The following is a 21,310-nucleotide window of genomic DNA, read 5'->3' as shown; positions in this document are numbered from 1 at the left end:
TTTAGTTTGTTTTTGTCTTGGATTGATATGTTTTTACATTTTTAGCCACATCGATAAGCGGTGCGGTCCAAACCTCAGTATCGTGTTCTTTTAGATATTCCAACAGTTGTTTGTGAGCTGGGAGCGAAACATTCATGGAATGCTCTCCACCTACTCCATGAAATAGAAAAATCAAAAGGGAATTAGTCTCCACCGCTTGCTTCACCATGTCGATCATTTCATCACCGGTGGCGTCCACAATGGCATAGCTGTCCATATTAAAAAGGTCCACTTGGTCAATGGTGTGCATTTCTGAACGTACGGCTCGGGCGGCTACTAAATCATCTTTAAGTCCATCGATAAAAAAATCATCTCCATTTACAGTAAAATCACCACAGGTGTATGCAAAGGTTCTTTCCTTTTTACCGTCCAAAGCTTCAAGCAGTGTGTTGTTAATCTTGATTTCATCCACCATACGTTGAACGGTGTAGGTGGCCATATCATAATCCGGTTTTACCCATGGCCTGCTTTCCTTGCCGATACAGGGGTGAAAAATGGTATGGTTGGCCAATTCGTGGCCATTCCATGTAATCCGTTTCCAATCATTCAACCGATTTCTAAAGGCTTCGGAAAAGGTGGACACATAGAACGTTCCTTTTAAATTCAGGGAGTCCAACAATGGAACCACGTTGTCCAAATGCACATTTAGGGCATCATCATACGTTAGGATTACCGCCGCCTTTTTACCTTGCCATGGCAGCTGGTTGAGTTCTTCATTATCAAAATTTTGGAAGGGAGATGCCGGCAGTCCTTCTTTATTATACAAATTGGCACCTCTGGGATTATCGGCCCAAGCATAGCGGACATAAGCTGGACGAGGAACTTCATCGCTTGTCACCTCAACGGTGTTTCCCACGATTTGGGCATCGGCCCAAACAAATTCTTGGTCCTGCCCTGCAATTTCAAATCGATGGAGGGGTTCTCCATCATTGGAAACCAGTCCGCTTCCTACGGAATCAAAATGAAGTACGATTTTATCCCCTTGTATTTCTGAGGATTTGAAAATGGGTCCTGAGTACACTATATCTTCCCCATACGCCAATTTTAAGGCGCCCAGTGCCAATCGCTTGCCCACTCCTTCTTTGTTCAACGGATGGATGTCGTTCCACTCTCCTAAATCAATTATGACAGCCATGGCTGTATTGGGAACAGAAAGTGTCTTGAACTGCGAAAACCTGAGTTCTGCCCAGTTGCTTTCAGTGGGAAGGTAATTCACATCCTGAAAGTTGGCCAATTGCACCCATAGGAAAGGGGCATTGGGTTTGTTGAATTTCTCCCTCCAATCCTTGATGAGGGCAGGAAGATAATCTGCATATGCTTTTGGTCGACCTGTGTTGGATTCGCCTTGGTACCATAGCATTCCTTTGACGGTCATATTGGTCAATGGAGCTACCATGGCATTGTACAGGGCCGTAGGTTGGTTTTGGGCCCAAAATTGGTTGTAACCGCCACCTCTTCTCGCTCCTCTAAAAGGTTTAAAGACTTCACCCACCTTATATTGCCACTCTCCTTTTAAATCTACGCTTATACCATTGGCTGTGAGTTCATAATTTTTGTCAGGAACAAAGCCCCCTTTGCCTCCAGAATTGGTGACCCGAACCACAATGAGATTTTTTCCTTTCTTTAGAACACCTTCTGGGACGGTATATCTTCTGGGTGGGTATTGATAGGTAATGTTTCCAATCTTGGTGCCGTTTACATAAACTTCATCGGCATCCACAATCCGACCCATAAAAAGCTTGGCCTCAACCCCTACCAATTCATCAGGGATTTCCAATTCCCTTCGGAACCACACCACGCCGTTCAAATCTCTTAAGCCTTGGTCTTCCCAATATCCTGGAATGTAGTAGTTGTTCCAACCTTTAGGTTGGTATTCATTTTCATACCATTTGAGAGGGCCTGTTAAACCCTCATCTTTAATTTCGGGCTGAACATTGGAGGAAGGTGGTCTTGTGGTAAATTGACTAGAATAACTTTCATCCTTATTTCTTTGGATGGTAGCCAAATCCTTGGGAAATTCCTTAAATCCATCTTCGCTGACCCATGACTCGATGGGTGTACCTCCCACGCTTGAGTTGATAATCCCAATTGGAACATGGTATTTATTGTAGAGGTCTTTAGCAAAGAAAAAGGTGACCGCTCCCATTTGCATGATATCTCCGGCTACAGCAGGTTTCCATTCCCCTGCTGGTAAATCTTTTTGAGGACCATCAACATTTGACAAGGTTGGGATAAAAAAATTACGGATTTCAGGATAATCTGCGTTTGCCACTTCGTCTGGGTATTTTTCCTTGACCCGCTCCATGGGGGTTACCATATTGGACTGCCCTGCTCCGAGCCAAACATCGCCAAAAAGAACATCTTTCACGGAAACTTCATTATTCCCTTTAAAAGTTATGGTATAGGGCCCTCCGGCTTTTTGTGGCTTTAATTGAATGTCCCAATCACCATTCTGGTCGGCAGTAGTGCTGTACTTCTTGCCCTTTAGGGACATTTCCACTTTTTCATTGGGCGATGCCCATCCCCAAATCTTAATTTTTTCATCGCGCTGCAATACCACCCCGTCACTTATCAGCCTAGGAAGTTTAATCTGGGCATTTCCAAAAATTGCGAACAGTAAACCTGCAACTAGTAATACATTTTTCATGCTATTCTATTTATTGTGAACAAAAAAACCATGATGAAGTTTTTGGGCATTTTCCATCATGGTTTTTACTATTTCATCCTTAGTAGTTTACTCTGGATTTTCCCCGTTAAGACCTGCAACCAATCCTCTGTGGGAAACCTTCGTGTTAAAATCATTGTCGTACAACAGTGGCCAATCGGAGCCGTTGTCATATAACCAGCTATCACGATCTCTAAAGCCCCACAAAGTGATTCCAAATTGTTGGGCGGCTGGAACAATAGTAGTGTAATAGTATCCTGCTCTTTGGTACTGGAGTTCTTGTGCACCTGCTCTTTCCTCGGTCAATGAGTTAATATCGTCCCCGTAATTCACTTTTACATCCAACTCTGATAGGTGTACCAATAAACCTGTGTCGGATATGGCTTGGATTGCTAGTGGCAAGTCTGATGATGGCCAATCGTGGTTCAAGTGCATCTGCATGCCAATTCCGTCAATTGGAATAGAATTCGTAATAAAGTCATTCACCATTCCGATAATGGCATTTCTTTTATCTACTTGTCCTGCAATGTTATAGTCGTTATAGAAAAGTTTTACATCTGGATCTGCCTCTCTGGCCCACTGAAAGGCCTTTTTAATGAAATCGTTTCCGATGCGTTGGGTAAACAGTGAGTTTCTTACTGCGGCTCCATCAAAATATTCATTAACCACATCCCAAGAAGCCACTATTGGGTTTCCACCATCATCTTCTGCTTCGGCAAAATGGGCAACTGCAGCTTTCACAAATCCTTCCACCTGGGCCTCGAATTCCTCATCCGTTCCAGCAAATTCATTCAACCAACTAGGAATCGCCTCATGCCATATCAGCGCATGACCATGAACCCGTAATCCATTTTCTTTGGCATAAGCCACAATGGCATCTCCATCCGAAAAATCGTAAGTATCTGGAGCGGTGAACATGATATTCATCTTCATTTGATATTCTGACGTGATGCTATTGTATTCTGCGTTCAACACCTGCTTAAAGGTGGTGTTGTCTGTTGATGTTGAAGCCAACTTGTTGGCAGAAACTATATTTCCAATGGGAAAGCTTGCAACATCTTTTAAATCTTCTGTGGCGTCATAAACGAATGGATCTTCTACAGGTATTTCATCGTCGGTGCTTGGATCATCATCATCCGAGCCACCCGGATTAATATCGTCCGTGGGACCACCAACCTGGGGGCCTGAGTCATCGCTCCCAGAACTGCATCCCATCACCGCTGCAAACATCACTATCATTAAGACCTTTACTATCTTCATTGTTTTCTATTTAGTTAATTCTTTTCTGTGCAATTTTTAAGTTTGTGTTTGTTGTAGTTTGTAAGCAATGCCCAGTTCAAGTCCCCTGATTTCTGCTAATCCTTTTAGCCTTCCGATCAAGGAATATCCAGGATATTTTTCAACACCCTCAAAAGAATGTAGGAAGCCATGATCTGGCCGAACAGGAAGGCTTGTATTGTTTTTCTGCATCAACACCAAAAGCTTTTCCACAATAGCTTCCATGGGGTTATCCCCATTAAGGTGCTCCGATTCCCGGAATCGTTTACCCTCTTCACGCTTCACATTTCTGAGGTGTAAAAAGTGAATACGGTTTCCATGTTCTTCTATAATTCGAACAAGATTGTTGTTTGGATTGGCGCCTAACGAACCTGTGCAATAGCAAAGTCCGTTTGCATTGATGGGCACTCCACTTAGAATTTCTTTGATGTCATTTTCCGTGGATACCACTCTGGGCAATCCTAAAACAGAAAAGGGTGGGTCGTCTGGGTGTATGGCCAATTGAACGCCTAATTTATCAGCTACGGGTGCCACTTCGGACAAAAAATGAATCAGGTTCTTTCTTAATTCATCATCGCTGATACCCTTATAGTCATCCAGCAGTTCCAATACTTTTTCCTTGGTAAAACTTTCATCACTGCCGGGAAGTCCCAACAAAACATTTCGGTAGAGTTTTTCCTTTTCGGCTTCCTCCAACGTGTTTCCATAAGCTATGGCCGCATTCAACCTATCTTGGGCATAATCTTTTTCCGCTCCAGGTCGTTGCAGTAGAAACACATCGAAATAGATAAAAGCACGTTCATCAAACAAGAGTGCTTTGGTCCCATCAATATTTTCATACGCTTGATCGGTGCGAACCCAGTCCAAAATGGGCATAAAATTGTATGCCACCACCTTGATGCCGCATTGCGCTATATGCTCCAAGCTCTTTTTATAGTTGGCGATAAATTTTTGGTAATCACCCCCTCTTCGTTTGATGTCTTCATGGACCGGTAGACTTTCAATCACCGTCCATTCCATGCCCGCTTTTCGGATTACCTCTTGTCTTTCTTGGATATCCTTGACCTCCCAAACATTTCCAACAGGAATTTGATGAAGGGCCGTAACAATCCCAGTAACTCCGCACTGGCGAATATCCTCCAATTTAACACCGTCATGTGGACCATACCAACGCATGGTCTTTTGCATTTTTATCATATACTTTTCATTTGTAATCAAAACCCGATACTGTTCCCTCCATCTACTGGAAGTACGGTACCTGTTACAAATTTAGCTTGTTCTGATGCGAAAAAATAAACAGCATCTGCAATATCCTCTGGCATTCCCATTTTACCCATAGGGGTTCTTGAAAACACCTTTTCCTTTCTTGGCGGGTCCGAATCGAGGGCTTTTGCCGTCATTTTTGTTTTAATAAAACCAGGTGCAATACAGTTTACCCTTATGTTGTATTGGGCCAAATCCACCGCCATGGCCCGGGTCATCCCCTCAATAGCCGTTTTACTGGCAGAATAGGCAATTACTTTTGGCATACCATACTGTGCCGCCATAGAGCTGATGTTCACAATGTTTCCTCCTCCAGTTTCCTTCATTTTTTTGACCACTTCCCTGCTGATGGCAAATACACTGAATACATTGGTTCGCAAAATCTGTTCAAATTCGGAATCCGTTACGTCAATGAACTCTTTTTTCATATTGATTCCGGCATTGTTCACCAAAACATCAATATGACCTTCCGCTTTGAAGATGGCCTCCACCATTTGAGGGATTCCTTCAAGGTTGGTTAAATCAAAAATCACCGGAACGGCATTTTTTCCCAATTGTTCACAGGCTTCTTCTGTTCGTTCCTTGGTCCGGCCTATGATATAGGTTTTGGTCCCTTCGTCGCAAAATTTCTTTGCGGTGGCAAAACCCAATCCCGAATTGCCTCCGGTTACTATGGCTACTTTTTTGTCCATTAATTTGTTTATAAGGTTAGTCCCATCTAGGCCGGATGCCCGGTGCAAATGGAAATTTTAACGATTTGTAATAATCCAATGTGTGTTCTGGTTTTTCCATTTCCCTTGGAAATTCCATTTTTGAAAAGGTCTGAAAGTACAGCATACAAGCATCTTTCCACCATATGGCCTCTTCAAGTTGTATATCTAAAAGCATGGATACCTGATGATGTCTTGCATCATCCACATAAGGTTTCATGGCTTCCCAAGTCTTGATCATGTCCCGAACTTCATCAACACCTTCTTGATACTTCAATCCTAATCCATCCCATAGGGTACGACCATTTTTCAACGTATAGTCCCAAGGTAAATGGTGGAACCACAGTAGGTATTCTTCAGGACAGGTCTTAAGGTCAGTGAACATTTTTTCCACCTCTGGTGCGTATTGCGACAAAGCATTACTTCCTGTTTTGGTCCGATCAAAACCTACACCTTCGCTATCCGCTTTGTGGTAATACACCGGATTCCATTCGGGTCTGGAAAGATTCCCCACCCAAGGTCCAGGGCCGTAATGATGGCCAGTATCAAAAATATGGTGCAGTCCAAGCGGGTTCATATAATTGACCACGGCTTCCCTCGACTCAATCATCATTTGTTTGACAGGCTCCACAAATTTTTCATCGTTGCTGAATGTAAGCCGAAGCCACTCATCAGCGATATCCTCAGCAGTCATGTAAGGATTCCAAGCCAATCGACCGAAGCCATACCAATCCGCCTGACCAAACGGGTGACCTGTCCAATTAATGTCGTTCCCCACATTGGATACCCCGGCCATCCCCGAAACTTTTTTGTTGTTCAGCGAACCATCTATCACTTTGGCCACTGTCGATCCTTTACCTTTTCTATAGGTGTCGGACTGCAACACTTCTTCATACAGTTTGGGCAGAAATACCAAATGGGTCGCAAACCCCAAATACTCTTTGGTGATTTGAAACTCCATCATCAACGGTGTCTTGGGCATCGCGCCAAACAATGGGTGAAAGGGTTCTCTGGGCTGGAAATCAATTGCCCCATTTTTTACCTGAAGCAAAACGTTGTCCATGAATTTGCCATCCTCTGGAACAAACTCAGAATAGGCCTGTTTTGCCCGGTCCGTTGGATCATGCTCCGAATAGACAAATGCACGCCAAATAACCAATCCGCCAAAAGGTTCCAAGGCATTGGCCATAAGATTGGCCCCATCCAAATGGCTCCTGCCATAGTTTTGGGGTCCGGGTTGACCTTCAGAATTGGCCTTTACAACAAACCCGCCAAAATCGGGAATCATGGTATAAATTTCTTTGGCCTTGTCTTTCCACCACTGAATTACATCAGCATCCAAGGGATCGGCGGTTTCCAATCCTCCAATTTCAATGGGTGCGGAAAAACGTGCCGTGAGATAGACTTTAATTCCATACGGACGGAAAACTTCGGCCAGCGCCTTTACCTTCTCCAAATACTGTGGAGTCAAGATAAGCGCATTCGCATTCACATTGGTCAGTACGGTTCCATTGATTCCCACCGAAGCATTTGCCCGGGCATAGTCTATATATCGTTGGTCAATATACCCTGGTAACGTATGCCAATTCCAAATGGAAAACCCTGCAAAACCACGCTCAATGGTTCGATCCAGATTATCCCAGTGGTTCAACACCCTCACATCCACTTTAGGTATTTCAGTGATGTCCACATTTTCTAAAGCCGAATGGGTCTGTAACAATCGCAAGAAATTATAGGTTCCGTACAAAAGACCGATATCCTCATTTGCGGTTACAACAACAAACGATGCCCCATTAGATTCAATAGTTTTAATCTTATATCCCTCTTTGGAGAGACCATCCATAATAAAGGATGACTTCAATTCCTGTGGTAAATCATTGTATTTAGAAACAATCAATTGGTTTCCTCCTTTATTGAATCCTTGGAAAACCACTTCCGTGTCGAGCAGCCCTCCGAGTCCCATTTCCAATTCATTTTTGATTACCGATTGGGTCTCACTGGTTCCCTCCAAAAAAACGGTTTGAATTGTAGAACGATACTTTAGTAAGGTAGCTTCGTCTGAAATCTTGGTGTAATTCAACCACAGCTCGTATCCATTTGACATTGAAAAAGATGCAATGGAAACAAACAGAAAGAAGCCAAAAAAATACCTTACTTTTAATTTGATGGACTGTCTCATGATTTAGAATTTGACAAAAAAAAATCGATTAATTATTAAATCAATCAATTGCGCTGAGTAAAATAAGTAAAAAATTCATAGATTAACAAAATGTTTAACGCAATCGATTGCAAAAATCGATATTTTTACGAAATTTGACACTCCAATATCAAAATCATAGCTATCAAAATCAAAAAATGAAGATTTCTAAATTAATTTTCGGGCTCACTTTTCTTTGCTTAGTGGCATGCAAAGAAAGCTCCAGTGACAAGGTAACTGAGTCCCCTGCAACTTCGGAAACCACTTCCGAATACGATTTTCCGTTCTATGACACTTCCCTTTCCATGGATGAACGGGTAAATGATTTGATCTCCAGACTCACTTTGGAAGAAAAAGCCGACCAAATGATGCACAACACCTCCGCCATTGAGCGGCTTGGGATTCCACCATACGGGTGGTGGAACGAGGCGTTGCACGGTGTGGGTAGGTCGGGTACGGCAACCGTATTCCCGCAGGCCATTGGTCTTGGGGCAACATTTGACAGTGACTTAGCCTTTAGGGTTTCCTCCGCAATTTCTGACGAAGCACGGGCAATGCACAATGCTGCTAAGGAAAAAGGATACCATCGCAGATACAGCGGTCTAACATTTTGGACGCCCAACATCAATATTTTTAGAGATCCCAGATGGGGACGGGGTCAAGAAACCTATGGTGAAGACCCATATTTGACCTCAATTTTGGGAACTTCGTTTGTAAAAGGACTTCAAGGAGACAATCCCGATTATTTAAAAACCGCAGCATGCGCTAAACACTTTGCCGTGCACAGTGGCCCCGAAAAATTGCGTCATGAGTTTGACGCCATTGCCACTCCAAAAGATCTATGGGAAACCTATCTCCCTGCTTTCGAAGCTTTGGTTGATGCCGATGTGGAAGCCGTAATGTGCGCCTACAACAGCACCAATGGGCAACCCTGTTGTTCCAACAACTATCTAATTACCGATGTTTTACGAAACAAATGGAAGTTTGATGGCCATGTGCTCAGCGATTGCTGGGCCATTGTAGATTTGTTCACCGCTGCGGATAAAGGAGGGCACGGCGTTGTCAATACTCCTGCGGAAGCCTCTGCGCTCGCAGTAAAAAGCGGGGTGAGCCTTAATTGTGGTAGCACTTATATCGATGGACTTCCTGAAGCCGTAAAAAATGGATTGATTACTGAGGCTGAGATTGACGAGCAACTGGCTGTATTGTTGCGTACACGTTTTAAGTTAGGGCTTTTTGACCCTCAAGGAAGCAATCCTTATGACGACATCTCGGTAGACGTGATAGATAGTGATGAGCATCGTGCCTTGGCTCGTGAAGTTGCTCAAAAGGGAATCGTGATGCTCAAAAACAATGGGGTTCTACCACTAAAAAATGACCTCTCCAGATATTTCATTACCGGGCCCAACGCGGCCAACGCCGATGTACTTTTAGGTAATTATTATGGAGTCAATCCTAAATTGGTCACCGTACTTGAAGGGGTGGCAGGGGCCATTCACCCCGGAAGTCAATTGCAATATAGAATTGGTGCCCTCCTTGATCGCGAATCACTCAATCCACAAGATTGGGCCACTCCAAATGCGGGAACAAGTGATGCTACCATCGCGGTTCTCGGAATTTCAAGTCTTTTGGAAGGCGAAGAAGGAGAATCCTTGGCATCAACCACTGCGGGGGACCGTTTGGATTATAATCTCCCACAAAACCAGATAAACTTTCTTAAAAAGCTACGTGATGCCGCTGGGGAAAGACCCATTATTGCCGTCATTACCGGAGGTAGCCCTATGAATCTCGCCGAGGTTCACGAACTGGCAGATGCCGTTTTGTTGGCTTGGTATCCTGGGGAAGAAGGTGGAAATGCCATTGCGGACATTCTTTTTGGCAAGGTTTCTCCTTCGGGAAGGTTGCCTATCACTTTTCCAAAATCTTTGGAGCAGCTTCCGCCTTATGAAGATTACACCATGAAAGGCAGAACCTATAAATATATGGATGTTGACCCGCTTTATCCTTTTGGATATGGACTTAGCTATGGTAGCTTTGCCTATGGCGATTTGGATATTTCCAAACCGACCATTTCTAAAGATGATGAAGTGAGTGTTACCGTAACGGTTTCAAATAATAGCAATGTACAATCTGATGAGGTAGTGCAACTCTATGTTTCGGATACCGAAGCCTCGGTGGATGTTCCTAATTATCAGTTGTATGGCGTTCAACGCGTTAACATAGCACCAAATGCCTCCAAAAATGTTACCTTCACCCTTAAACCAGAAGTATTCCAATTAGTAAACAACCAAGGTGAACGGGTTTTTGAACCGGGAGAATTTAAAATTCACGTTGGAGGCAGCAGTCCCATGAAACGAAGCCAGGAACTGGGAGCCCCATCCATGAGTACAGGAACCATCACCCTCAACTAACTTAAAAGCAAGAGAAACCATAGCATGAAAAAATTTATCCATGAGGATTTTTTGTTGGAAACGGATTATGCCAAAGAACTCTATCATGACTATGCAAAGGGCCAGCCCATCATAGACTATCATTCCCATTTACCCCCCAATGAATTGGCGGAGGACAAGAATTTTGAGAACATCACCCAAATTTGGATAGAGGGTGATCATTATAAATGGAGGGCCATGCGTGCTTTGGGGGTGCCCGAAAAGTTCATTACGGGAAAAGCTACCGATGCGGAAAAATTTCAGAAATGGGCACAAACGGTACCTTACACCATGCGCAACCCACTATATCATTGGACGCATTTGGAGCTGAGCCGATATTTCGGCATCGATGAACTTTTAACTCCCGAGAGTGCCGAAGATATTTATGCACAATGCAACTCTCACCTGAAAAAGCCCTCTTTTTCAACCCGAAACCTAGTCAGCAAAATGAATGTGGAGGTGGTCTGCACCACCGACGATCCTTTGGACAATCTTTCGCACCATATTACATTGGCCGAATCGGATTGCCCAGTGAAGGTACTTCCTACGTTTCGGCCCGATGGATTGATCAATATTGAAAAAGTTGATTTTACCGATTACATTTCTACCCTTTCAAAAATAACCGGAATCACCATTACCGATTTAGCTTCTTTGGGAGAAGCCGCCAAAAAACGGGTAGCCTATTTCCATGAAAATGGATGTAGACTTTCCGACCATGGGTTGATTCATGCGTATGGTTACGACTACACCGAAGCTGAAATCAACAAAATCCTTTCCAATCGATTTGCGGAAAAATCAATTTCAGAGAAAGAAATCCGACAGTATAAATCTGCTGTACTACACCTTCTGGGTCAATTGTACGCTGAAAAAAATTGGGTGATGCAGTTGCATTTGGGCCCGATTCGGGACACCAATAAAGCCATTTTGACCAAAATCGGCATCAATGCCGGGGTGGACAGTATTGGGGATTATCCACAGGCGGAACAATTGGCCAATTTCTTGAATAGATTGAACAACAGCGGAAGTCTTCCTAAGACCATCCTATACAACTCAAATCCATCTGATAATGAATTGTTTGCCACCATGGCCGGCAATTTTACGGGTGAAGAGATAAAAGGCAAGGTACAGTTTGGGGCGGCTTGGTGGTTTCTGGACCAAAAAGACGGCATAAAAGACCAACTGGATGCGGTCTCCAACATGGGATTGCTCAGTTGTTCCGTAGGAATGCTTACGGATAGCAGAAGCTTTCTTTCGTTTCCCAGACACGAGTACTACAGAAGGGTACTTTGCAATATTTTGGGGAATGACCTTAAAGATGGACTTCTTCCGCATGACATGAAGTGGATTGGAAAAATTGTTCAAGACATTACCTATAACAATGCCAAGGAATTTTTTCAGTTTCCGAGCCTTGTGGAAAACCTGAGCTTAAAGCGGTAAGGGCCTGCCCATTTCTAAAAATTATTCGACTAATTAGCAATGCACATGAAAAGACATTCGAGATACAATGTTCTTAAAACAATGGAGGAAACCGGTTTTGTTCCATTATTCTATAATGCCGACCCCAAACTTGTTCAAAACGTGGTAAAAGCCTGTTATGATGGGGGGGCACGTTTATTTGAATTTACCCACAGAGGGCAAAATGCGGAAAACGTTTTTGCTGAGCTCGTCACATTTTGCGAAACCGAATGTCCAGAGATGATTTTGGGTGTTGGTTCCGTGACTGATGCGGCAACCGCTTCGGCTTTTATCAATATGGGGGTTTCTTTTGTGGTTACCCCGGCAATGCGTGAAGACATTGCCATTGTCTGCAACCGAAAAAAAATATTTTGGTCCCCTGGTTGCGGTTCGGTGACCGAAATCAATCGAGCCGAGGAATTGGGATGCGATGTGGTAAAACTGTTTCCTGCGGATGTTTTGGGACCGGGCTTCATCAAAGCTGTAAAAGGTCCACAGCCTTGGACCAGCATTATGCCCACAGGTGGCGTGGACACTTCCCGCGAAAACCTGACCAGTTGGTTTGAAGCCGGCGCTATTTGCGTGGGAATGGGTTCAAAACTGATTGATAAAGAATCCTTGTCCAAAGGAGATTTCAACGCCATCACTCAAAAAGTGAAGGACGTCCTAAAAATTATCCAAGAGCTGAAAAGCGTATGAACTTCAGGATAATTCTCATATTTTTCATTGTACTGCTTTCCTGTCAACCTGACAAAAAAGCCACAAAAACCATTAAACTGGCGCATAGCTTGGGGGTTACGCACCCCGTGCATGAAGCCATGGTCTATATGGCCGATTTGGTTGCGGAAAAATCCGATGGAAAATTGGAACTTGAGATATATCCAAGTAGTCAATTGGGCACAGAACAGCAATGTTTGGAGCTGCTTCAGATTGGTAGTCTGGGAATGACAAAGGTCTCCGCTGCGGTTATGGAAAACTTTTCACCAGACCTTAAGGTCTTGGGGTATCCCTATCTGTTTCGGAATGATGAACACCGATTCAAGGTCTTTGATGGCCCCATTGGAGAAAAACTGCTTTCAGGCTCCGAGAAATATTGGTTAAAGGGATTGACCTATTTTGATGCTGGAAGCCGTTCGTTCTATACCAAAAATACACCCATTGAGTCGCCAGATGATTTGGCTGGATTGAAGATTCGGGTGATGCAAAGCCCAACCGCTATAGAAATGGTCAAGAAATTTGGTGGTTCCCCTACTCCCATTTCGTGGGGAGAATTGTACACATCACTACAACAAGGCGTGGTGGACGGCGCCGAGAACAACTTGCCCAGTTTCTATTCATCAAAGCATTATGAGGTGTGTAAATTTTTGTCCATGGATGAGCATACCGCCATTCCGGATATTTTGGTCATCAGCACCATTATTTGGGACAAATTGAATGAATCTGAGAAAACTTGGATTACCGAAGCGGCAAAAGAGGCTACCGAGTTTCAACATAAGCTATGGAAACAGGCCGAAGAAGAAGCACTGGATGAAGTAAAAAAAGCAGGAGTACAGGTTTTGTATCCTGAAAAGACCCTTTTTGAAGAAAAATCAGAATCCATGCTCCAAGCCTTGAAAGAAAAAGACGAGCATCTCTATGAGCTTGCAGAGCAAATCAAAAATGTAAAGTGATGAAAGGCCGAATAGACCTCTTTTTAGAATGGATTCTGGCGCTGCTTTTAGGGGCCATGGTCTTGGATGTGTTTTGGGGCGTCATCACCAGATATCTTTTGGATAGCCAGAGTTCTTGGACCGATGAGTTGGCTCGATTCCTCCTGATTTGGCTGAGTATTTTGGGGGCCGCGTATGCCTCGGGAAAAAAACTGCATATCGCCATTGAGCTTCTACCGCAGTACCTAAACGAACGGAACCAAAAGATTCTCGATATCGTAATCACCGTTGTGGTACTTTTGTTTGGAATAGCGGTTTTTCTCATTGGAGGGCTTCGTTACGTCTATATTTCGTTTGCGCTTGGGCAAACTTCCCCTGCATTGAACCTTCCCATTGGTTTTGTCTATTTGGTACTGCCCATTTCGGGACTGTTCATCATGTACTACAAACTTTTGGACCTGTTCATCATCATCAAAAACTTGAAAAATGGAAATTAGCATTCTGGTACTTAGTTTTCTTGTATTGATTTCCATTCGTGTACCTGTTGCATGGAGTCTTGGGATTTCTTCTTTACTGACCCTGTTGGTGAGTGTGGACACCTACCCAGCGCTGACGACCATTGCACAACGCATTGTAACCGGATTGGACAGTTTTTCCATTTTGGCCATTCCATTCTTTATTTTGGCAGGGCACATCATGAACAAAGGGGGTATTGCAGAACGATTGATTGATTTTGCCAAGGCCTTGGTGGGATCACTTCCGGGAGGATTGGCGCATGTCAATATTGTTGCGGCCATGCTTTTTGGTGCCATCGCAGGGTCGGCAGGGGCGGCGGCAGCAGCCATCGGTGGGTTCATGTCGGATAAGATGGAAGAATCCGGATATGACAAAGGATTTGGTGTGGCAGTAAATGTCACCTCAGCTACCACAGGACTTGTAATTCCACCCAGTAACATTTTCATTATCTACTCTGTGGCAAGTGGTGGAGTGAGCATTGGCGCCCTGTTTCTTGCTGGTTATCTTCCAGGCATTCTTACGGGTTTGTTGCTGATGGTGGTTGCCTATATCTGGGCAAAACGCAAAGGATACCCAACCGCGGACCGAAGCTCTTTGAAAAACGTTTTCAGCACTTTTGTAAAAGCATTACCCAGTCTATTTTTATTGGTGGTGGTTATTGGAGGAATCGTTGCTGGAATTTTCACCGCCACCGAAGCATCTTCCGTAGCAGTAATATATTGCTTAGTCCTCGCTGCGGTGTATAGGGAAGTTTCATTTAAAAACATTCGTCCCATATTGGTGGAATCCTCATCAACCATTGCCATTGTCATGCTGTTGATAGCCATGTCCATGGCCATGTCTTGGGTACTTTCCTATGAGAATATCCCTCAAGCCGTTACCGAAGCTCTGCTGAGTCTGAGCGACAACAAGATTATGGTGCTCATCCTCATCAATCTTATATTACTGATTGTGGGGATTTTTATGGATATGACCCCTGCGGTACTGATCTTTACGCCCATTTTCCTCCCTGTAACAACGGCATTGGGAATTGATCCCGTCCACTTTGGAATCATTATGGTGTTGAACCTATGTATTGGACTTTGTACACCTCCGGTCGGTGCGGTACTTTTTATTGGAATTGGCGTGGCTCGAACAACGATTCAAAAAGTAATCCGTCCGCTATTGCCACTGTTCTTGGCAATGATCATAAGTTTGGTTTTGGTAAGTCTTTTCCCTGAGTTGAGTCTCTGGTTACCGAGATTGTTTGGGTTCTAAGGTCTTCACTTTCTTCAGTGAAGAATCCCTAACTATGATTTCCGTTCCCAAAACAGTGATTTCCGATAAGTCGGTATCGTAATTCTGACCGGAATGGTCGAGTATCCGTTTGGCGGAGATGGCCCCCATTTTACTTGCAGGATGAGAAACTGTGGAAAGTGAAGGTTGCACGATGGAAGCGATAGGGTCATCATTGAACCCGATTACCGCCAAATCTTGGGGCACCTGCACGCCCATTTTCTTCGCGCACATAATGGCACTTACCGCTGCGGTATCGTTGGCTGAAAATATACCATCGGGTGGATTGGACATTTTCAAAAGTTTCTTGGTGGCTTTGTTCCCTTCCTCAAAACTCAAGGTTTTAAAATGGATGATAAGATCATCCTCAATGGGCAATCCATTTTCCCGAAGGGCATCCAAGTATCCTTTTTTCCGCTCTTCATATACATTTCTGTGTTGGGCTCCAGCAAAATGTGCTATCCGGGTGCACCCCTGTTCAATAAGGTGTTTGGTAGCCGAATACCCCGCGGTGTAGTTGTCAATGACCACCTTATAAGAATTGAAATTATCAGGAACCCTATCCACAAAGACAATCGGAATTCCTTGATCTATAAATTTTTGAAAATGGCTCATATCAACCGTTTCCATGGACAAAGAAACCACAAGACCCGTAATTCTACTATCGTACAACGCATTACAATTGCTGATCTCGTTCTCGTACTTATCGTTGGATTGACTAATGATTACATTATAGCCCGATTTTCGTGCGGTCTCCTCAATACCACTGATCAAAGCTGCCATAAAAGGTCGGTTGATACGGGAGATAAGTACCCCTATGGTATTGCTTTTGTTATTCCGGAGGCCAGCTGCAAGATTGTTCGGCCGATACCCCATCTCTTCAGCAGCTTCCTTAATCAACTTGATTGTTTTCTTGCTGATGCTTTTATGATTGTTCAAAGCTCTTGAAATCGTTGAGGGAGAGTAGTTCAATTCCTTAGCGAGATCGTAGATGGTAACCTCCTTTTTAATCTTCATTTGTCAAAATGCGGTTAGGTTGTTCAAGTCCAAGAATGGAAACAAACTTGAGCTACAAGTTACTAATTTAACTTTTAGTTTCCTTTTTAGCATATTTTTTTTCGAGTTGCAAGTTCAGACTTTTACCTACAGAAAAAAATGATTTGTTAAAAAACCTCAATTCATGGCAAAATATTTAAAGAATTTAATTTACGCAATCGATTCCGTTACCTATATTTGAAAAATTGTATCAAAAAATTAATCAATATTAATTTATGTACTGGATAGGTTTCGATATTGGCAGTTCTTCCATTAAAGCAGCCCTCATTAATTCTGATGATGGAAGCGTTGTGGACATTGCGCAATACCCTAAAAAGGAAATGCCCATTATATCCATCAATCTGGGATGGGGAGAACAAGACCCCGAACTCTGGTGGAAGCACTTGTGTACCGTTACCCAAGAATTGATTTCCAATAACAATATCTCCAAAAACAATATTAAAGGGATTGGAATTTCATACCAAATGCACGGATTGGTCACGGTTGATAAAAATCTTCAACCCCTGAGGCCTTCCATTATTTGGTGCGATAGCCGCGCCGTGGAAATCGGCGAGCAACTATTCCAAGCTTCTGGAACGGATAAATGTGTGGAACATCTCTTAAATTCCCCAGGAAACTTTACCCTGTCCAAATTGAAGTGGGTCAAGGACAACGAGCCGGACACCTACAAAAAAATACATAAGTTCATGCTGCCGGGTGATTATATTGCCTTAAAGCTTTCTGGGTCTGCAGTAACAACACCTTCGGGTCTTTCCGAGGGCATCATGTGGGATTTCAAACAAAATGACGTGGCTTCGTGGTTGTTGGAAGACGCTGGTATTGATCCTGAGCTCATTCCGGAGATTCGCCCTTCTTTTTCAGAACAAGGCATCGTCTCAAAACAAGGGGCGCAAGAATCCGGTTTACCAGAAGGGATTCCCATCATGTACCGCGCCGGTGACCAACCCAACAATGCCCTGGCATTAAACGTGATGGAGCCCGGCGAAATTGCCGCTACCGGAGGAACTTCGGGGGTGGTCTATGCCATCTCGGGCCAAAAAAACACGCAAGAGCATACCCGAATCAACAGTTTTGCACATACAAATCATACTGAAGATAACATCCGAATCGGTAAATTGCTGTGCATCAACGGTACGGGAATTCAATATAGCTGGGTAAGGAACGAGCTGACCAATGCCCTTTCCTACAACAGCATGAACGAACAGGCGGAATCTGTTCCGATTGGTTCGGAAGGGCTCAATATTCTGCCCTTTGGAAACGGTGCGGAACGAATGTTGAACAATAGCAACAAAGGTTCTCGAATTACGAACCTTAACTTTAACGTACACAAAGCACCGCATATTTTTAGGGCGGCATTGGAGGGTATTGCCTTCTCTTTTGTATATGGAATGGAAATTCTTAAAAATGATGGGGTGGATATTGCCTCCATTAAAGCTGGAAATGATAACTTGTTCCGAGCTGGAATTTTTTCAAGAACCATTGCCACGCTCACCAATAGCAAAATTGATATTGTGGAAACCACCGGTGCCGTAGGTGCCGCAAGAGCCGCAGCGTTTGCTTTTGGCGATTTTAAAAGTATTGGGGATGCCACGGCAATGGATGCCGTTCAGTTGACCTACGAACCCGATACCCCAGCGGAGAAATACCGCGAAGCATACCATGAATGGAAACAACTATTAGAGGAATATATTGACAATTGATTAACTTAAAACTATGATTACGAAAGGAGACAAGGAGTATTTTAAAGGTATAGGCAAAATAGCCTTTGAAGGAAAAGGATCAGACAATCCCCTATCATTTAAATATTACGATGAAAACAAAGTGGTCGGTGGAAAGACCATGAAAGAGCATTTTAGATTTGCCATTGCATACTGGCATACGTTCACAGGAGTTGGAGGCGACCCATTTGGGGCACCTACCCAAGATTTTCCATGGTTGACCAGTGCTGACCCTATTCAGCAAGCCAAGGATAAAATGGATGCTGCCTTTGAGTTCATCACTAAAATTGGTGCTCCCTACTATTGTTTTCACGATTTTGATTTGATTGCTGAAGGTGACACCCTTGCGGAATCTGAAAAGAGATTGCAGGTCATTACCGATTATGCCAAAGAAAAAATGGCAGCATCCGGTGTAAAATTGCTTTGGGGTACCGCCAACTGTTTCAGCAACCCAAGATATATGAACGGTGCAGCCACCAATCCAGATTTTGATGTGCTTGCCTACGCTGGTGCCCAAGTAAAAAATGCGTTGGACGCCACCATTAAATTAGGCGGTGAGAACTACGTTTTCTGGGGAGGTCGTGAAGGGTATATGTCCCTTTTGAACACGGATATGGGCCGCGAACAAGACCACATGGCACGTTTCCTTCATATGGCAAAAGATTACGCTCGTAAACAAGGATTCAAAGGAACGTTCTTTATTGAGCCCAAACCGATGGAGCCTACAAAACATCAATATGATTTTGATTCGGCTACCGTACTTGGTTTCTTGAGCAAATACGACTTGTTGGATGACTTCAAATTAAATATTGAAGTGAACCACGCTACTTTGGCGCAACACACCTTTGAGCATGAGCTTCAGGTTGCCGCTGACAATAATTTGTTGGGAAGTATCGACGCCAACCGTGGAGATTATCAAAATGGATGGGATACCGACCAATTCCCAGTGGATGTATACGAGCTTACGCAAGCTATGTTGGTCATCCTTCAAGCAGGAGGTTTCCAAGGAGGAGGAATCAACTTCGATGCTAAAATCAGAAGAAACTCAACCGATCTAGATGATATCTTCCATGCGCACATTGGCGGTATGGATACCTTCGCTAGAGCCCTTTTGGCTGCAAATGATGTGTTGGAAAATTCTAAATATCTCAGTTTACGTAAAGAGCGATATAGCTCATTCGATTCCGGTACCGGAAAAGCGTTTGAGGATGGTTCGTTGACCTTGGAAGACCTTCATGGTCATGCTTCGGCCAACCAAGACATCAAAAAACGCAGTGGTAAGCAGGAACTGTTTGAGAACATTATCAATCAGTACATCTAATTAAAATCACTAAGCAAACTAACAACAAACAATTATGGAATCAGTTTTAGAAAAGCCGGATTGGATAGTCCTAGGTATCTATTTTTTGGCCCTTATTGGAGTGGCCGTTTGGGTGGTCGCCCAAAAGAATAAAGATACCGAGGACTATTTTTTGGCTGGTAGAAACGTGGGATGGTTCGTTATCGGAGCCTCCATTTTTGCATCGAACATTGGTTCGGAGCACGTGGTGGGATTGGCCGGTACGGGATTTGAATCGGGTACGCCCATGGCCCATTACGAGCTGCACGCTTGGATTGTATTATTGCTCGGTTGGTTATTCCTACCGTTCTATATTCGAAGTGGAGCCTTTACCATGCCCGAGTTTCTCGAAAAACGATTTGATAGCAAATCCCGTTGGTTTTTGTCCATTTTCTCCTTGGTCGCCTATGTATTGACCAAGGTTTCGGTAACCATTTATGCCGGTGGTATTGTGGTTTCTGAACTGTTGGGCATTCCGTTTTGGTACGGAGCCATTGGAGTGGTCATTTTTACCGGAATCTACACGATTATCGGTGGTATGAAGGCGGTAATCTATACCGAAACGCTTCAGACCATCATCCTTATTTTGGGCTCATTGATCATTACATATTTGGGTCTTAAAGAAGTAGGTGGATGGGGACAACTTCATGAAACGGTGACCTCTGTAAGTCCAGATCATTTTAATATGTGGCGCCCCATGAGCGACCCAGATTTTCCGTGGACCGGACTATTGTTCGGTGGAACCATTGTGGGAATCTGGTATTGGTGTACGGATCAGTACATCGTACAGCGTACCTTGGCCGCCAACAATATTAAAATCGGTAGACGAGGAGCCATTTTTGGTGCTTATCTAAAATTGATGCCCATTTTGATTTTCTTGATACCCGGTATCATTGCTTTTGCATTGACCATTCAAAATCCTGAAGTTTTCAACGTGGATCGTGCGGACAGGGCCTTCCCAATGTTGGTTAAAACCCTACTTCCAGTTGGGTTGAAAGGTTTGGTTGCCGGTGGTTTAATGGCTGCTTTGATGAGTTCATTGGCTTCCGTGTTCAACTCCTGTTCCACTATTTTCACCATTGATATCTACAAAAAGCTTCGCCCTGAAAAGACCGAACGTCAATTGTTGACCATTGGTAAGGTGGCAACTGGATTTATTGTTGTGCTTGGCATCATTTGGATTCCTATCATGGATAAAATTGGAGGAGGGGTCATGTACCAATACCTGCAAAATGTGCAATCCTATATTGCACCTCCCGTGACCACCGTATTCCTTTTGGGTATTATATGGAAGAGGGTCAATTCCAAAGCTGCAATTACTACGCTTTTGGCGGGGTTGGTTTTGTTGATACTCCGTTTAGGCTCTGAAATCTATTATCAACCACAGATTGCAGCTGGTGAAGATGTCCCTGGTCTAATGTACGCGTTTGCTACAATTAACTTTGCCCACATGGCCATTTTCATGTTCATTTTTTCGGTTGCCTTGTGTATTGCGGTGACCTTGGCCACTGCTCCACCAAATTATGCATTGATCAAAGGATTGTCCTTTGGTACTTTATCTGCCGAAGACCGAACTGCCACCAAAGGAAGTTACAGTACCATAGATGTTGTACTTTCAGTATTGCTGGTGGTCATAGTTATTGGAATTCTATCCTATTTTACAGGCTAGTCGGTTTTTGACCATCAAAATATATCCAACAAAAAAAGCCCAGATAGTTCTG

At 43.7% G+C, this 21,310-nt stretch carries 15 protein-coding genes; 9 read left to right on the top strand and 6 right to left on the bottom strand.

The features are described 5' to 3' along the window. Position 1 precedes the first annotated feature (1 nt). From ACFSJE_RS11805 to ACFSJE_RS11785, 5 genes are all read right to left on the bottom strand, one after another. Entirely contained in the window at positions 2 to 2,686 is a 2,685-nt protein-coding gene (locus ACFSJE_RS11805; protein ID WP_379831173.1) for a sialate O-acetylesterase, read from the bottom strand. 87 nt (positions 2,687 to 2,773) lie between these two features. Beyond that, a complete protein-coding gene (locus tag ACFSJE_RS11800; RefSeq protein ID WP_379831172.1) occupies positions 2,774 to 3,964 on the bottom strand; it encodes an endo-1,4-beta-xylanase in 1,191 nt (396 codons plus the stop codon). A gap of 36 nt (positions 3,965 to 4,000) precedes the next feature. Continuing rightward, positions 4,001 to 5,179, bottom strand: coding sequence for a mannonate dehydratase (uxuA, locus tag ACFSJE_RS11795; RefSeq protein WP_379831171.1), 1,179 nt, complete (start codon positions 5,177 to 5,179; stop codon positions 4,001 to 4,003). A 17-nt stretch (positions 5,180 to 5,196) separates the two neighbouring features. Further along, positions 5,197 to 5,937 (bottom strand): SDR family NAD(P)-dependent oxidoreductase, encoded by a 741-nt coding sequence (locus tag ACFSJE_RS11790; RefSeq protein WP_379831170.1) that lies wholly within the window; start codon positions 5,935 to 5,937, stop codon positions 5,197 to 5,199. Positions 5,938 to 5,953: 16 nt separating this feature from the next. Continuing rightward, the gene (locus ACFSJE_RS11785; protein WP_379831169.1) at positions 5,954 to 8,134 is read right to left on the bottom strand and encodes an alpha-glucuronidase family glycosyl hydrolase; all 2,181 of its coding nucleotides are present in this window, start codon (positions 8,132 to 8,134) and stop codon (positions 5,954 to 5,956) included. Positions 8,135 to 8,310: 176 nt separating this feature from the next. Between ACFSJE_RS11785 and ACFSJE_RS11780 the strand changes: the two genes are divergently transcribed. Genes ACFSJE_RS11780 through ACFSJE_RS11755 form a run of 6 tightly spaced genes read left to right on the top strand, consistent with a single transcriptional unit; the run spans position 8,311 to position 15,458 of the window. After that, on the top strand, positions 8,311 to 10,563 hold the full coding sequence (locus ACFSJE_RS11780) for a glycoside hydrolase family 3 N-terminal domain-containing protein (RefSeq protein WP_379831168.1): 2,253 nt from the start codon (positions 8,311 to 8,313) through the stop codon (positions 10,561 to 10,563). 24 nt (positions 10,564 to 10,587) lie between these two features. Then, positions 10,588 to 12,018, top strand: a complete 1,431-nt coding sequence (gene uxaC, locus ACFSJE_RS11775) for a glucuronate isomerase (RefSeq protein ID WP_379831167.1) — start codon at positions 10,588 to 10,590, stop codon at positions 12,016 to 12,018. A 45-nt stretch (positions 12,019 to 12,063) separates the two neighbouring features. Next, on the top strand, positions 12,064 to 12,735 hold the full coding sequence (locus tag ACFSJE_RS11770; RefSeq protein ID WP_379831166.1) for a bifunctional 4-hydroxy-2-oxoglutarate aldolase/2-dehydro-3-deoxy-phosphogluconate aldolase: 672 nt from the start codon (positions 12,064 to 12,066) through the stop codon (positions 12,733 to 12,735). Continuing rightward, on the top strand, positions 12,732 to 13,706 hold the full coding sequence (locus ACFSJE_RS11765; RefSeq protein WP_379831165.1) for a TRAP transporter substrate-binding protein: 975 nt from the start codon (positions 12,732 to 12,734) through the stop codon (positions 13,704 to 13,706). The genes ACFSJE_RS11770 and ACFSJE_RS11765 overlap by 4 nt, the downstream gene beginning before the upstream one ends. Continuing rightward, entirely contained in the window at positions 13,706 to 14,182 is a 477-nt protein-coding gene (locus ACFSJE_RS11760; protein WP_379831164.1) for a TRAP transporter small permease, read from the top strand. Before ACFSJE_RS11765 ends, ACFSJE_RS11760 begins: the two co-directional genes overlap by 1 nt. Next, positions 14,172 to 15,458: a TRAP transporter large permease gene (locus tag ACFSJE_RS11755; protein WP_379831163.1), complete on the top strand. Its 1,287-nt coding sequence runs from the start codon at positions 14,172 to 14,174 to the stop codon at positions 15,456 to 15,458. The genes ACFSJE_RS11760 and ACFSJE_RS11755 overlap by 11 nt, the downstream gene beginning before the upstream one ends. On the opposite strand, the gene ACFSJE_RS11750 is transcribed toward ACFSJE_RS11755, so the two are convergent. Further along, complete coding sequence (locus ACFSJE_RS11750; protein ID WP_379831162.1) at positions 15,435 to 16,493, bottom strand: LacI family DNA-binding transcriptional regulator; 1,059 nt, start codon at positions 16,491 to 16,493, stop codon at positions 15,435 to 15,437. The two genes, ACFSJE_RS11755 and ACFSJE_RS11750, sit on opposite strands and share 24 nt — an antisense overlap. Positions 16,494 to 16,747: 254 nt before the next feature. Between ACFSJE_RS11750 and ACFSJE_RS11745 the strand changes: the two genes are divergently transcribed. The 3 genes from ACFSJE_RS11745 to ACFSJE_RS11735 are packed head-to-tail and all read left to right on the top strand — an operon-like array spanning position 16,748 to position 21,258. Beyond that, positions 16,748 to 18,232, top strand: a complete 1,485-nt coding sequence (locus tag ACFSJE_RS11745) for a xylulokinase (RefSeq protein ID WP_379831161.1) — start codon at positions 16,748 to 16,750, stop codon at positions 18,230 to 18,232. A gap of 13 nt (positions 18,233 to 18,245) precedes the next feature. After that, on the top strand, positions 18,246 to 19,571 hold the full coding sequence (xylA, locus tag ACFSJE_RS11740) for a xylose isomerase (protein ID WP_379831160.1): 1,326 nt from the start codon (positions 18,246 to 18,248) through the stop codon (positions 19,569 to 19,571). A 34-nt stretch (positions 19,572 to 19,605) separates the two neighbouring features. After that, positions 19,606 to 21,258 carry a sodium:solute symporter gene (locus ACFSJE_RS11735; protein ID WP_379831159.1) on the top strand — a complete coding sequence of 551 codons (1,653 nt, stop codon included), beginning with the start codon at positions 19,606 to 19,608 and terminating at the stop codon, positions 21,256 to 21,258. Positions 21,259 to 21,310: the final 52 nt, after the last annotated feature.

Origin of the sequence: Flagellimonas iocasae, assembly GCF_042682725.1 — a bacterium.
Classification (GTDB): domain Bacteria; phylum Bacteroidota; class Bacteroidia; order Flavobacteriales; family Flavobacteriaceae; genus Flagellimonas; species Flagellimonas iocasae.
Note: the sequence above shows the minus strand (reverse complement) of the source record. Positions and strands in the feature narration are given on the sequence as shown.

Excerpts from the sequence above, each read along its gene's own strand:
- ACFSJE_RS11805 (WP_379831173.1), bottom strand. The coding sequence starts at position 2,686 with ATGAAAAATGTATTACTAGTTGCAGGTTTACTGTTCGCAATTTTTGGA.
- ACFSJE_RS11800 (WP_379831172.1), bottom strand. The coding sequence starts at position 3,964 with ATGAAGATAGTAAAGGTCTTAATGATAGTGATGTTTGCAGCGGTGATG.
- uxuA (WP_379831171.1), bottom strand. The coding sequence starts at position 5,179 with ATGATAAAAATGCAAAAGACCATGCGTTGGTATGGTCCACATGACGGT.
- ACFSJE_RS11790 (WP_379831170.1), bottom strand. The coding sequence starts at position 5,937 with ATGGACAAAAAAGTAGCCATAGTAACCGGAGGCAATTCGGGATTGGGT.
- ACFSJE_RS11785 (WP_379831169.1), bottom strand. The coding sequence starts at position 8,134 with ATGAGACAGTCCATCAAATTAAAAGTAAGGTATTTTTTTGGCTTCTTT.
- ACFSJE_RS11780 (WP_379831168.1), top strand. The coding sequence starts at position 8,311 with ATGAAGATTTCTAAATTAATTTTCGGGCTCACTTTTCTTTGCTTAGTG.
- uxaC (WP_379831167.1), top strand. The coding sequence starts at position 10,588 with ATGAAAAAATTTATCCATGAGGATTTTTTGTTGGAAACGGATTATGCC.
- ACFSJE_RS11770 (WP_379831166.1), top strand. The coding sequence starts at position 12,064 with ATGAAAAGACATTCGAGATACAATGTTCTTAAAACAATGGAGGAAACC.
- ACFSJE_RS11765 (WP_379831165.1), top strand. The coding sequence starts at position 12,732 with ATGAACTTCAGGATAATTCTCATATTTTTCATTGTACTGCTTTCCTGT.
- ACFSJE_RS11760 (WP_379831164.1), top strand. The coding sequence starts at position 13,706 with ATGAAAGGCCGAATAGACCTCTTTTTAGAATGGATTCTGGCGCTGCTT.
- ACFSJE_RS11755 (WP_379831163.1), top strand. The coding sequence starts at position 14,172 with ATGGAAATTAGCATTCTGGTACTTAGTTTTCTTGTATTGATTTCCATT.
- ACFSJE_RS11750 (WP_379831162.1), bottom strand. The coding sequence starts at position 16,493 with ATGAAGATTAAAAAGGAGGTTACCATCTACGATCTCGCTAAGGAATTG.
- ACFSJE_RS11745 (WP_379831161.1), top strand. The coding sequence starts at position 16,748 with ATGTACTGGATAGGTTTCGATATTGGCAGTTCTTCCATTAAAGCAGCC.
- xylA (WP_379831160.1), top strand. The coding sequence starts at position 18,246 with ATGATTACGAAAGGAGACAAGGAGTATTTTAAAGGTATAGGCAAAATA.
- ACFSJE_RS11735 (WP_379831159.1), top strand. The coding sequence starts at position 19,606 with ATGGAATCAGTTTTAGAAAAGCCGGATTGGATAGTCCTAGGTATCTAT.